General features: G+C 57.1%; 10 protein-coding genes, 1 tRNA gene, 2 rRNA genes and 1 pseudogene (1 of these 14 only partly in view). 6 read left to right on the top strand and 8 right to left on the bottom strand.

Translation table 11 applies throughout. From position 1 onward, the window contains the following. Window positions 1-91 precede the first annotated feature (91 nt). The 4 genes from ACR3E4_RS11690 (at window position 92) to ACR3E4_RS11675 (ending at window position 4,021) form a co-directional block, all read left to right on the top strand. Window positions 92-1,483 (top strand): aminotransferase family protein, encoded by a 1,392-nt coding sequence (locus ACR3E4_RS11690; protein ID WP_480530557.1) that lies wholly within the window; start codon window positions 92-94, stop codon window positions 1,481-1,483. A gap of 156 nt (window positions 1,484-1,639) precedes the next feature. Then, window positions 1,640-2,455 carry an ABC transporter substrate-binding protein gene (locus ACR3E4_RS11685; RefSeq protein WP_480530559.1) on the top strand — a complete coding sequence of 272 codons (816 nt, stop codon included), beginning with the start codon at window positions 1,640-1,642 and terminating at the stop codon, window positions 2,453-2,455. A 1-nt stretch (window position 2,456) separates the two neighbouring features. Further along, window positions 2,457-3,290 carry an amino acid ABC transporter permease gene (locus ACR3E4_RS11680; RefSeq protein WP_480530561.1) on the top strand — a complete coding sequence of 278 codons (834 nt, stop codon included), beginning with the start codon at window positions 2,457-2,459 and terminating at the stop codon, window positions 3,288-3,290. Further along, window positions 3,290-4,021 carry an amino acid ABC transporter ATP-binding protein gene (locus ACR3E4_RS11675; RefSeq protein ID WP_480530563.1) on the top strand — a complete coding sequence of 244 codons (732 nt, stop codon included), beginning with the start codon at window positions 3,290-3,292 and terminating at the stop codon, window positions 4,019-4,021. The genes ACR3E4_RS11680 and ACR3E4_RS11675 overlap by 1 nt, the downstream gene beginning before the upstream one ends. 14 nt (window positions 4,022-4,035) lie before the next feature. On the opposite strand, the gene ACR3E4_RS11670 is transcribed toward ACR3E4_RS11675, so the two are convergent. Genes ACR3E4_RS11670 through ACR3E4_RS11660 form a run of 3 tightly spaced genes read right to left on the bottom strand, consistent with a single transcriptional unit; the run spans window position 4,036 to window position 6,088 of the window. Further along, window positions 4,036-4,833 carry an iron chelate uptake ABC transporter family permease subunit gene (locus ACR3E4_RS11670; RefSeq protein ID WP_480530565.1) on the bottom strand — a complete coding sequence of 266 codons (798 nt, stop codon included), beginning with the start codon at window positions 4,831-4,833 and terminating at the stop codon, window positions 4,036-4,038. Beyond that, window positions 4,833-5,573 carry a metal ABC transporter ATP-binding protein gene (locus ACR3E4_RS11665; protein ID WP_480530567.1) on the bottom strand — a complete coding sequence of 247 codons (741 nt, stop codon included), beginning with the start codon at window positions 5,571-5,573 and terminating at the stop codon, window positions 4,833-4,835. Before ACR3E4_RS11665 ends, ACR3E4_RS11670 begins: the two co-directional genes overlap by 1 nt. Before the next feature lie 2 nt (window positions 5,574-5,575). Further along, window positions 5,576-6,088: a Fur family transcriptional regulator gene (locus ACR3E4_RS11660; RefSeq protein WP_480530569.1), complete on the bottom strand. Its 513-nt coding sequence runs from the start codon at window positions 6,086-6,088 to the stop codon at window positions 5,576-5,578. Window positions 6,089-6,144: 56 nt separating this feature from the next. Here ACR3E4_RS11660 and ACR3E4_RS11655 point away from each other — a divergent pair, with 56 nt between their 5' ends. Continuing rightward, window positions 6,145-7,227 carry a zinc ABC transporter substrate-binding protein gene (locus ACR3E4_RS11655; protein ID WP_480530571.1) on the top strand — a complete coding sequence of 361 codons (1,083 nt, stop codon included), beginning with the start codon at window positions 6,145-6,147 and terminating at the stop codon, window positions 7,225-7,227. A gap of 319 nt (window positions 7,228-7,546) precedes the next feature. Here the strand turns inward: ACR3E4_RS11655 and ACR3E4_RS11650 are convergent, their stop codons facing one another. Both ACR3E4_RS11650 and ACR3E4_RS11645 read right to left on the bottom strand, forming a co-directional pair. Then, window positions 7,547-8,482, bottom strand: coding sequence for a hypothetical protein (locus tag ACR3E4_RS11650; RefSeq protein WP_480530573.1), 936 nt, complete (start codon window positions 8,480-8,482; stop codon window positions 7,547-7,549). Between the two features lie 150 nt (window positions 8,483-8,632). After that, complete coding sequence (locus tag ACR3E4_RS11645) at window positions 8,633-9,463, bottom strand: DUF2189 domain-containing protein (protein WP_480530575.1); 831 nt, start codon at window positions 9,461-9,463, stop codon at window positions 8,633-8,635. 137 nt (window positions 9,464-9,600) lie between these two features. On the opposite strand from ACR3E4_RS11645, the pseudogene ACR3E4_RS11640 reads away from it, so the two are divergent. After that, window positions 9,601-9,711: pseudogene (locus ACR3E4_RS11640) on the top strand (transposase); the annotation flags it as partial. Window positions 9,712-9,884: 173 nt separating this feature from the next. Here ACR3E4_RS11640 and ACR3E4_RS11635 read toward each other — a convergent pair. The 3 genes from ACR3E4_RS11635 to ACR3E4_RS11625 form a co-directional block, all read right to left on the bottom strand. Then, window positions 9,885-9,961, bottom strand: a tRNA-Met gene (locus ACR3E4_RS11635). Window positions 9,962-10,085: 124 nt separating this feature from the next. Continuing rightward, window positions 10,086-10,200 (bottom strand): 5S ribosomal RNA (gene rrf / locus ACR3E4_RS11630). A 183-nt stretch (window positions 10,201-10,383) separates the two neighbouring features. Next, a 23S ribosomal RNA gene (locus ACR3E4_RS11625) occupies window positions 10,384-12,407 on the bottom strand; it runs 841 nt beyond the window's last position.

The following is a 12,407-nucleotide window of genomic DNA, read 5'->3' as shown; positions in this document are numbered from 1 at the left end:
CGTCTCATTCGCGTTGATCTGCAGTATCACGTCACTTTGCGCCCGCAGGGGTATCCTGATTCCCGTGCGCCTTACCTTGAAAGGACATGTCATGGACGGCACGTTCAACGAAAACGATCTTTCCCGTGTGGTCGAAGCCGACCGCGCCCACATCTGGCATCACCTGATCCAGCACAAGCCGTTTGAAACCAATGATCCCCGCATCATTGTCGAAGGCAAAGGGATGCGCGTTTGGGATCAGAAGGGCAAAGAGCATCTGGATGCCGTCTCGGGCGGGGTCTGGACGGTGAACGTAGGCTATGGCCGCGAATCCATCTGCAAGGCCGTCTATGACCAGCTGATGAAGCTGTGCTACTTCGCCAACACCGCAGGCTCGATCCCCGGTTCGATTTTTGCCGAAATGCTGATCGACAAGATGCCCGGCATGAGCCGCGTGTATTACACCAACTCCGGCAGCGAGGCGAACGAGAAAGCCTTCAAGATGGTCCGCCAGATCGCCCACAAGAAATACGGCGGCAAGAAGACCAAGATCCTGTATCGCGACCGCGACTATCACGGCTCGACCCTGGCAACGATGTCGGCAGGCGGTCAGGACGAGCGCACTGCGCAGTATGGCCCATTTGCGCCTGACTTCGTGCGTGTTCCGCATTGCATGGAATACCGCAAGCACGAACTGGACGGCGCCCCCGAAGAGAACTTCGGCGAATGGGCTGCGAACCAGATCGAAGAAGTGATCCTGCGCGAAGGCCCCGACACTGTGGGCGCCCTGTGCCTTGAGCCTGTGACCGCAGGTGGCGGCGTTATCGAAGCGCCCGAAGGCTATTGGCCGCGCGTGCAGGAGATCTGCAAGAAATACGACGTGCTGCTGCATATCGACGAAGTGGTCTGCGGTGTTGGCCGCACCGGCACATGGTTCGGTTACCAGCAATACGGCATCAAGCCCGACTTCGTGACCATGGCCAAAGGCGTTGCCTCGGGCTATGCGGCGATTGCCTGCATGGTTACCACCGAAGAAGTCTTTGACATGTTCAAGGACGATGCTTCGGACCCGATGAGCTATTTCCGCGATATCTCGACCTTTGGCGGCTGCACCGCCGGTCCGGCGGCGGCTGTCGAGAACATGCGCATCATTCAGGACGAAAACCTGCTGCAGAACTGTGCAGACATGGGTGACCGCATGATGGGCAACCTGCAGGCGCTGATGGAAAAACACAAGGTTATCGGCGACGTGCGCGGCAAGGGCCTGTTCCTGGGCGCCGAACTGGTTGCGGATCGCGGCTCGAAAGAGCCGGTGGACGAGAAGCTGGCGCAGGCGGTTGTTGCAGACTGCATGGCACAGGGCGTCATCATCGGTGTCACCAACCGCTCGATCCCCAGCCGCAACAACACGCTGTGTTTCTCGCCCGCGCTGATCGCAACGGCGGATGACATCGACCAGATCACTGATGCCGTTGACGGCGCGCTGGGGCGTGTCTTCGGCTGATCCGGCCTCTGGACAACTACTGAAACCAAGGAAACCCGTCAGATGCTGGCGGGTTTCTTTTTTGGCCGTAAATCCTGCCGGTCACCATATGCTGGACAGTCAGAGTGGGCAGAACTACCGTAGCCGCAACATATTCCAACAGGAGGTTTGTATCAGATGTCCAGGACACTCTCGATTGCGGCAAGTTCGGTTCTGTTGCTTTCAACAGCAGCCTTTGCGCAGGAACAATGCGCCGCTGGCAAGACCCTGACGGACGGCAAGTTTACCATCGCGACGGGCAATCCGGCCTATTACCCGTGGGTGATCGATGACGCCCCCGAATCCGGTGAAGGGTTCGAGGCCGCCGTCGCATACGCCCTGGCCGAAGAAATGGGTTTTGCTGCCGAAGATGTCGTGTGGGTCCGATCGTCGTTTGACGAGGCGATCCAGCCGGGCGCCAAAGAATTCGACGTCAACATGCAGCAATATTCGATCACGCCCGAGCGCGATCAGGTCGTGGATTTCTCAGCCCCCTATTACACAGCACCCATGGCGGTTCTGGTCAGCCCGAACGCTACCGACACCGCCCCGACGCTTGAGGCGCTGAAAGGGTTGCAATGGGGTGCCGTAGGTTCGACCACAGCGGTTCCCAAGCTGGCCAGCATCATCCAGCCGGACAGCGATCCCTTGCTTTACGGCGACAACGCGGATGTGAATGCGGCGATGACGGCGAACCAGATCGACGCAGCCTTGTTCGACCTGCCGACAGCCCTGTTCCTCAGCGCGGTGATGATCGAGGGCTCGAAGGTCATCGGGCAGTTTCCGGCGGACGAGAGCGACAATCCCGATCAGTTCGGAATGCTGATGGAAGAAGGCAACCCCTTGAAAACCTGCATCGACGAAGCGCTGGCAGCGATGGCCGAAAGCGGCAAACTGGCCGAGATCGAGGCCAAATGGCTGCAGGATTCAACCGGCGTGCCCCTGATCAAATAACATGAGCAATCAAAAGGCGGGCGGGATGACCCGCCGCGAACGCTATGAGGCGCAACAGCGTCGCCGTTCCCTTGTGATCGCGACGCTAAGTACGGTCACCGTTCTGGCGGCGATCTACTTTCTGGTACCGCTGGCCCCCGGTTGGTCCAAGGTTCAGCAAAGCTTTTTCAACGGCGATACACTGGTCAAAACCTTCCCGAAACTGCTTGAGGCGTTTCGGATCAACGTGATGATCTTTGCCTGGTCGGCGCCAGCCATCGCCATTCTCGGTCTGCTGATTGCCTTGGCGCGGGATGCCAAATCACCCGCGCTGTTTCCGCTGCGCATCTTTGGCGCTGCCTTCACCGATATCTTTCGCGGTGTGCCAGTCATCCTGACTGTTTACCTGATTGGTTTCGGCATCCCCGGTCTGGGCCTGCCGCGCCCGTGGAACTCGCCGTATATCTGGGGTTCGCTGGCGCTGATCCTAACCTATTCGGCCTATGTGGCTGAAATCTTCCGCTCTGGCATCGACAGCGTCCACCACAGCCAGCGCGCCGCCGCCCTATCACTGGGCCTGTCGGGACGGCAGGTGATGCGGGATGTGGTGCTACCGCAGGCGATCCGCAACGTGGTGCCCTCGCAAATGAACATGCTGATTGCGCTGCAAAAGGACGTATCGCTGCTCAGCTTCATCGGCCCGGTCGAGATTTTCCGTCAGGCCGGGGTGTTCAAATCCCTTCTTGCCAATTTCACGCCCTATGTGGGTGCAGCGATAATCTTTCTGATCGTGACAATCCCGGCCACGCGTTATGCCGATCACCTGATGGCCCGCCAGATGCGAGAGAGACGCTGATGCCGAAACTGGAACTGAGCGGCGTGGTCAAACGCTTTGGCGAACGTACTGTTTGCGACGGCATCGACTTGAGCGTTGAAGAGGGCCAGATGGTTTGTCTGATCGGCGCGTCCGGGTCCGGCAAATCCACCCTGCTGCGCTGCATCAACCTGCTGGAGCCCATAGAAGACGGCGAAATCTTTCTGGATGGCGAGGATATCTCGGTCCCCGGACTGAACCCACAATCAGTGCGCGCCCGCATCGGGATTGTCTTTCAGAGCTTCAACCTCTTTCCGCATATGACTGCGCTGGAAAACGTGCTGCTCGCCCCCCGCCGGGTGCGCGGCCTGACCCGCGCCGAGCTGCAGCCCGAGATCGAGGCCCTGTTCACCCGGTTTGGGCTGGCAGACCGGATGCAGAACTATCCCGACCAGCTGTCTGGCGGGCAACAGCAGCGGGTTGCCATCGTCCGCGCGCTGGCCATGAAGCCCGAGGTCATGTTGTTTGACGAAATCACCTCGGCGCTGGATCCGCAGCTTGTGGGCGAAGTGCTGGACGTTTTGCTGATGCTCAAACGGCAGGGCATGACGATGGTGATGGCGACCCACGAAATGGGCTTTGCCCGCGAAGCGGCAGACAAGGTCTGTTTTCTGGATGGCGGTCGCATCATCGAAGAAGGTCCGCCCGAGGTGCTGTTCGATGCGCCGTCGCAAGATGCGACCGAAGCTTTCCTTGCGCGTGCGCTGAAATAGAACGGCGCCAGGCGCTATGCGCCGCGTCGGCTCTGCCAGCCGAGAAGGCTGAAGCAGGCAAAGGAAATAGCTGCCACACAGACGATCGAAGGCCCTGCCGGGGTGTCAAACACATAGGCGGCGCGCAACCCCGCCACGGCAGAAAACGCACCGATAGCCGCCGCGATCAGGGCCATGGTTTCCGGCGACCGCGCCAGACTGCGCGCGGCAGCCGCCGGGATGATCAGCATCGCCGCGATCAGCAGAACGCCCACAACCTTGATCGCCACCGCAACAGTCACCGCCAGCGCGAGCGTCAGAATCAACTGTTCGCGCTTGGGATCGAACCCACTGGCATAGGCCAGTTCTTCGTTCAGCGTCGCAGTCAAAAGCTGGGACCATCGCCATGCTATCAGCGCAACCACAAGCGCCGCACCTGCCCAGATCACCAACAAGTCCGTGCGTGAAACCGCAAGAATATCGCCAAAAAGATAGGCCATCAGGTCAATGCGAACACCCGACAGAAACGACACCGCGACCAGACCGAAGGCAAGCGCCGAATGCGCCAGAACCCCCAGCAACGTATCCATGGCATAACCTCGGTCCGACAACAGAGTCACGGTCAAAGCCATCACCAGCGCAACGGCCAACGCGCCGGTAAAAACCGACATCTGAAACGTCAGCGACAGTGCGACACCAAGGATCGCTGCATGCGCTGTGGCGTCACCGAAATAGGCCATCCGGCGCCACACCACGAAACACCCCAAAGGTGCGGCTGCAAAAGCAACACCGACGCCCGCAAGCGTCGCACGGGTCATGAAATCATCAAGCATTATTCTGCAGCTTCCTGAGTGTGGTCACAGTGGTCGTGATCATGGTCATGATCGTGGCGATACAGCGCCAGCGCCCCTCCGGTTCCCGTTCCGAACAGCGCGCGGTATTCCGGGGCCGAGGCCACAACGGCGGGCGAGCCTTCGCAACAGACATGGCCGTTCAGACAGATCACCCTGTCCGAGGCGCTCATGACAACATGCAGCTCGTGGCTGATCATCAGTATGGCACAGCCGGTTTCGCGACGCACATCTTCGATTTGACGGTAAAACGCCGCCGAACCCGGCTGGTCGAGCCCCTGGGTCGCCTCGTCCAGCAGCAGGACATCAGGACGGTTGATCAACGCCCTTGCCAGCAAGACCCGCTGGAATTGGCCACCGGACAATTGCGACATCTGGCGTTTCAAAAGGTCAGGCACACCCACCGTTTCAAGCACCGCAGCACACTGCTTGCGCGACACGCGATGGGTCAGCCGCATGAACCGTTCGACAGAAATCGGCAGCGTCGGATCGATGTGCAGCTTCTGCGGAACATAACCGATCTTCAGCCCGGGCTTCAGAGACACCTGACCGGCAGCGGGTTTGGTCGCACCGATTATGGCCCGCAACAGGCTGGTCTTGCCCGAGCCGTTGGGGCCAACGATTGTCACGATCTCGCCGGGATCGATAACGATATCCACATGGCGCAACACGGTGTTGGCACCATAGCGCACGCTGAGATTTTCAACCGAGATCAGGCTCATGCCTATGCCTTTTTGGTGCAGTCGGGGCAGATTCCCTCGGCTTCTACTACCGTTCGTTCAATCTCGAAACCCGCCGCGCGCGCGGCAGCGCCCAAAACACCTTTCGCCGGAGCGGATTGCGCCTCGGCCACAGCGTCGCATTTTCTACAAATCATGAAGGCCGGGGAATGCACTGCCCCTGGATGAGAACAGGCGACAAAGGCATTCAGCCGTTCGATTTTATGAACAAACCCGTTTTGCACAAGGAAATCCAGCGCACGATAGGCGACCGGCGGTTGCGAGCCAAAACCCTCTTCCCGCAGACCATCAAGAATGGCGTAGGCCCCAAGTGCACGATGTTCCTGCAGCAACATCTCAAGCACCTTGCGCCGGACCGGGGTCAGACGCAGCCCCTCTTCCTTACACTGCGCCTCGGCCGTTCTCAGCGCGGTTTCGACACAATTATCGTGGTTATGTTTCTGAAACCCAACCGGGGCCATGTCATCCGCCGGCACGGGGCGCACCTCACTTGTCATGTTATTCCATATCATGTATGCCACTCGCAATGTTATACAATCACACAGAGAGTCAGATGTCCAGAAAGCTCCTTCCACTATCGATCACCGCTGCACTATTGGGTGGAACGGCCATGGCAGAGGTCCCAAAAGTTGCAACCGACATCGCACCGGTTCATTCGCTTGTATCCTGTGTCATGGAAGGCGTCGGCACCCCGAGCCTCATCATCCAGCCGGGCGCCTCACCGCATGAATACAACCTGCGGCCATCGGAGGCCTCCGCCCTGCAAGAGGCTGATCTGGTCTTCTGGATCGGAGAAGACCTGACCCCCTGGATGGAAGGTGCCATCGAAACGCTGGCTGATGGGGCAGCGGTTACAACGTTGCTTGAAGCGGATGACACGCATCTTCTCGAATTCCGTGAAAATGCTCTGTTCGAGGCGCATGACCACGAGGATCATGGGGATGAGGAGCATAACGATCACGAGGATCATGATGACCATGAGGATCACGCAGAAGATGGGGCGCATGACGATCACGACCATGACGATGGCCACGATCATGCAGATGAGCATAACGACGACGATCATGATCACGCCAAGCACGACGACCATGATGACCATGATGGCCATGAGGGGCACGCCCATGGAGACAATGACCCCCACGCCTGGTTATCTCCGGCAAACGCCCAAATCTGGCTAGACCTGATCGCGGCGCAGCTGTCTTCCGCCGACCCCGACAACGCAGGTACTTACTTTGCAAACGCCGCCACCGCCAAGGGAGAAGTGGCCGCGCTGTCCGCTGAGGTCGCCGAAACGCTTGCACCTGTCCGCGGTGGCAACTTTGTCGTCTTCCACGATGCCTACCGGTATTTCGAAGACGCGTTTGACTTCCCGGCTTCGGGCGCGATTTCGCTCAGCGACGCCTCCGACCCGAGCCCGGCGCGCATCGCCGAGATACAGGGCCGCATCCGTGAAGAAGGCATCGACTGCATCCTGACCGAACCGCAGTTCAACCCCGGCATCGTAGAAACCGTGCTTGATGGAACCGACGCCAAGACCGGAGTTATCGACCCGCTCGGAGCAGACCTTGAGCCTGGTTCTACGCTTTACCCGCAAGTCATCCGCAATATGGCCAAAACACTCGCCGATTGCCTGTAAGCTTGTAAGTGGGCGATCCAGTTTAGACCGGCGAAATGTAAGGCCAAACAACCTGAACACCTTAATAAACAAGGCCAGGCATAAATAGGCACTCAAAACCGTGTTGAAACCGAGAGCTCGGAACCTGCTTACTTAGACAAGCCGAATGAGGTTTAGTGAACTAACCATGGGAATGGCCGCCGCCGAGGGCGTGCGGCCGATCCGGGCAACGTGCCCAATTGGGTGGAATTGATCCATAGGCCACAGCCAGGATACCGGTGGCCATTTCCAGAAGCTCTCTGAACAATTCTGATGGCAGACGGCCCGAGCTTTATCGCGCTTAGCTGCGCGCGCGCACAAGCAGCTCAAACATTTGCCTGATCTCGGCGATTTGTTCCGGCGAATAGCCGGAGGACAGCTGATCCGGGCCATCTTTCAGATCATCCGTTGTGAACAATTGCGGCAAAGCCGGAAAGAAAGACTGACGTAAGGCTTCGTTGCTTTGCTGATACTTGCTCAGGTAATCCAAGCGCTCAGCCCGCGTCAGCACACGCGCCTTTCCTGCCTGATCCGGCGGCAAAGCCCTTTGAATCTGGCGGATTTTGGGGTGACCGGCGTCAGCCAGCGCCTGCAGCAACTGAATGCGCCCAAGGGATGGCGAGGTATTCTCGACCCGGGTTTCCGGCACCACCTGCGCCAGATCGTCAAACCCCATCACGGACAGGGCATCCGTGACGGTCGAGCCCCCGACCAGATTGTCGCGCTCGCATATCCGGGAGTGAATATCACACTCCAGATTGAACCACGGCTGCAGTTCCGCATAGTAATCCGAACCAGAGCCATCAAACTTTTCGATGTAGTCCCAGATCGTGCCGCGAAACCGGCCGTTCTTCATTTTCTGCAGGTACTTGCTTTCGATGTAGCGGTCCTGCCGGCGAAAATAAACCAGCAAATTCAAGGGATAATCCGCAAGCACTGGAAGCGCATCCAAAATACTTGAAGGGGTCATGCCAAACAGCATCTCGGATGAGATCAGAGCCTTTCCAGCTTCGCTCGCCTTGATTGCGCTGGTCACATGCTCAGATATCTCCCGCAACTGTTCCGAGCGGTTCTTGTTGATCGCAATGGCGAGTTTGTTGACCGACGAATGTCCCTTGGCGGTAACATACAGCAACCCTGCGTCTTCCAGCGTGGCAGTGTTTTCATTGCAGTAATGTTGAAGCGCGGTGGTGCCGCTTTTGGCCGTGCCGATGTGCAGCCAGATTTCCTGAACCATGTTTGCCGTCGGATTGTTGGGTCTCTGGTTTACCGTTGCTAAGCCTCTATCCCACCCCTGTCACGTAAGTTTTCGCACTGACCTCATGGACGGCACGAAAAACACGAATTTTCAGCCCCACTGAACCTGCCTGCGGATCAAGAACGGCATCTAGCCCTTCAAGGGCTCGTCCTGCGGTGGCACCGCTCGTTGATAGAGATGCCATGTAGTGTGCCCAAGGATCGGCAGAGTAAAGATCAAACCCAGAAACGCCGGAACCAGCGACAATAGCATGGTAATCGAAATAATCGCCGCCCAGGCAAGCATGACTAGCGGGTTTTCCGTAACGACCCGAATGGACGTTAACATGGCGGAAACGAAATTGGTTTCCCGATCAAGCAGCATGGGCATGGCTATAACCGTGACCGAAAACAAGACCACCGACAGAAATGCACCCACACAGGTGCCGACGGCCAGAAAAGCCCAACCTTGCGGCGTAAAGAATACGGCATTCACAAAGCCGTCAAAATTCGAGAAGGACGCGTTCTGCAGGATGATCGCCAGCCAAAGCCTGATCTGATAGGTCCAGACCCAGAAAATGAACAGCGTGACAAAGGCCATCCAGCCCATTTCACGCTTACGTTGATGGGCCATGACGGACAGAATGTCGGGCCAGCGAAAACCCTCTCCCTTTTGCATCCGTCGAGACATTTCATAAAGCCCGGCAGCGGCAAAAGGCGCGACCAGCGGAAAGCCCACTGCGGCGGGTATGATCATCCAGATCTTTCCAAGCCAGACCAGGCACCAGACAAACAGGATGCCGAACAGCGCATAGAACAGACCGAAAAAACCGCTCATGAACGGATGCGCGAGAAAATCGGAGAACCCGGCCTTCAGTGACGCGCTGATGTCAGCAAAGGTCACTTTATTGACACCGGGCATGGCCCGCTGCTGCGGTGACAGTTTTTCCGGCGGTGTGGGACCTGCGATCTTGGATGTCATAACACACTCCTCCCCAAGCATGGCACAACACTGCGCTGGTTGCCAACTTCTCCAACGATCGAACAGATAGGCCTGACGTTTCCCCCTGAAATCAGGCCATTGAGGTGTTAGTAATCTGTCCGAGAAAAGGATGGATCATGAAGCGCAGATTATCAAACGAACAGATCATCGGAATGATCAAGGAATACGAGGCAGGCGTGAAGGCGCAAGAGCTGTGCCGCAAATACGGGATCAGCGGAGCGACGTTCGTAAGCGTTGCATCCGACCCCTAAATAGCCTCTGATCAACTAGCTTATGATGCTTTCAAAAGAATAACTTTGCTCTTTGGCGTAGCGCTGGTGTAGCACTGGGCGCGGAAGCTCAGAACGCAAAAAGCCCCGCGTGATGCGAGGCTAAGTGTTTGTTTTCCGACCTAGAAGATTGGTTGCGGGAGCAGGATTTGAACCTGCGACCTTCAGGTTATGAGCCTGACGAGCTACCGGGCTGCTCCATCCCGCGACACTTTGCGTTGGTCTACCGCCTATTCGGCTACTTGAGACCATTGTTGGCCTATCGCTTACGCTGCTTGAGGCCAGGGTCGGTAATTTTGATATCGTATTAGAGAGATTGGGGATTTTTCTAGGTTTGGCGGTGACCTACTCTCCCGGGGCTTAAGCCCAAGTACCATTGGCGCGGCAGTGCTTAACTTCCGGGTTCGGTATGGGACCGGGTGTTTCACTTGCGCTATGACCACCAAACCGAGGAAAATCCCCACGTCGACTTTTGCGGAGCAAAAGCGACGGGTGGCAGGCAGCGTATTTGCATGCAAATGCGCGGTGCCACTCGGTTGTTATGTCACCCCTTACGGGGTTTCACATCAATCAGTGTTATCCATTGTCAAGGTTGGTGTATGCTTTGGTCTTGTCTTTCCATTACTGGATCAAATCAAGCCTATCGGGCGATTAGTACCGGTCAACTGAACGCATTACTGCGCTTACATCTCCGGCCTATTGACGTGGTGGTCTTCCACGGCCCTCAGGGAGACCTTGTTTTGAGGGGGGCTTCCCGCTTAGATGCCTTCAGCGGTTATCCTGTCCGATCATAGCTACCCAGCACTGCCGTTGGCACGACAACTGGTCCACCAGTGGATCGTTCACCCCGGTCCTCTCGTACTAGGGGCAACTCCTCTCAAGTCTCCTACACCCACGGCAGATAGGGACCGAACTGTCTCACGACGTTCTAAACCCAGCTCACGTACCTCTTTAAACGGCGAACAGCCGTACCCTTGGGACCTGCTCCAGCCCCAGGATGAGATGAGCCGACATCGAGGTGCCAAACACTGCCGTCGATATGGACTCTTGGGCAGTATCAGCCTGTTATCCCCGGCGTACCTTTTATCCGTTGAGCGATGGCCCTTCCACTCGGGACCACCGGATCACTATGGCCGTCTTTCGACTCTGCTCGACTTGTCAGTCTTGCAGTCAGGCTGGCTTCTGCCATTGCACTCAACGAGCGATTTCCGACCGCTCTGAGCCAACCTTCGCGCGCCTCCGTTACGCTTTAGGAGGCGACCGCCCCAGTCAAACTACCCGCCACGCAGGGTCCCGGATCCGGATAACGGACCGCGGTTAGACATCAAGAGTGCGAAGGGTGGTATCTCAAGGGAGGCTCCACAGGTACTTGCGTTCCTGCTTCAAAGCCTACCACCTATCCTGCACATCACAATCCTGATGCCAGTGCGAAGCTGTAGTAAAGGTGCACGGGGTCTTTCCGTCTAACCGCGGGAAGCCTGCATCTTGACAGGCAATTCAATTTCGCTGAGTCGATGTTGGAGACAGCGGGGAAGTCGTTACGCCATTCGTGCAGGTCGGAACTTACCCGACAAGGAATTTCGCTACCTTAGGACCGTTATAGTTACGGCCGCCGTTTACCTGGGCTTCAATTCAAGGCTCTCACCTCTCCTTTTAACCTTCAGGCACCGGGCAGGCGTCAGACCCTATACGTCGTCTTGCGACTTCGCAGAGCCCTGTGTTTTTAATAAACAGTCGCCACCCCCTGGTTTGTGCCCCCAGCCCCTAGTTGCCTAGGAACCGGGCCTCCTTCTCGCGAACTTACGGAGGTATTTTGCCGAGTTCCTTCAACATCGTTCTCTCAAGCGCCTTGGTATGCTCTACCAGTCCACCTGTGTCGGTTTAGGGTACGGTCTGATGGAGGGCTATTTCCAGGAACCACTCAGCAGCCCAATCAATCCGATAAGATTGAACTACACCTGTGATCCGTCACATCCTCCTGGCCTAGGAATATTAACCTAGTTCCCATCGCCTACGCCTTTCGGCCTCGGCTTAGGGGCCGGCTTACCCTGCTCAGATTAGCTTTAAGCAGGAACCCTTGGACTTTCGGCGAGAGTGTCTCTCACACTCTTTGTCGCTACTCATGTCATCATTCTCACTAGTGATCTCTCCACCGGATGGCTCACGCCCCGGCTTCATCGAAAGCACTTTATCTTGCGCTACCGCCTATTCGGCTACTTGAGCGCGATTGCTCGCACCAAATGACCGGCGATAATACAAGATAAGTGCTATGTCACACTACGCTCTGCTACCGATGCTTACGCATCCCTAGACTTCGGCTCATGGCTTGAGCCCCGTTACATCTTCGCCGCAGGACAACTTATTTAGACCAGTGAGCTGTTACGCTATCTTTAAAGGATGGCTGCTTCTAAGCCAACCTCCTGGTTGTTTTGGTCGTCCCACCTGCTTTCCCACTTAGCCATGAATTGGGGGCCTTAGTCGTAGGTCAGGGTTGTTTCCCTCTCCACTACGGACGTTAGCATCCGCAGTGTGTCTGCCATCTAGTACTCCCGGGTATTCGGAGTTTGGTTAGGATCAGTAAGCCTGTGGGGCCCCATTACCCATCCAGTGCTCTACCCCCCGGGGTATTCGGATGACGCTCTACCTAAATAGAT

It is taken from the genome of Ruegeria sp. AP11, from assembly GCF_056535865.1.
The sequence above is the reverse complement of the archived record's forward strand: the minus strand, read 5'-3'. Positions and strand labels throughout refer to the sequence as shown.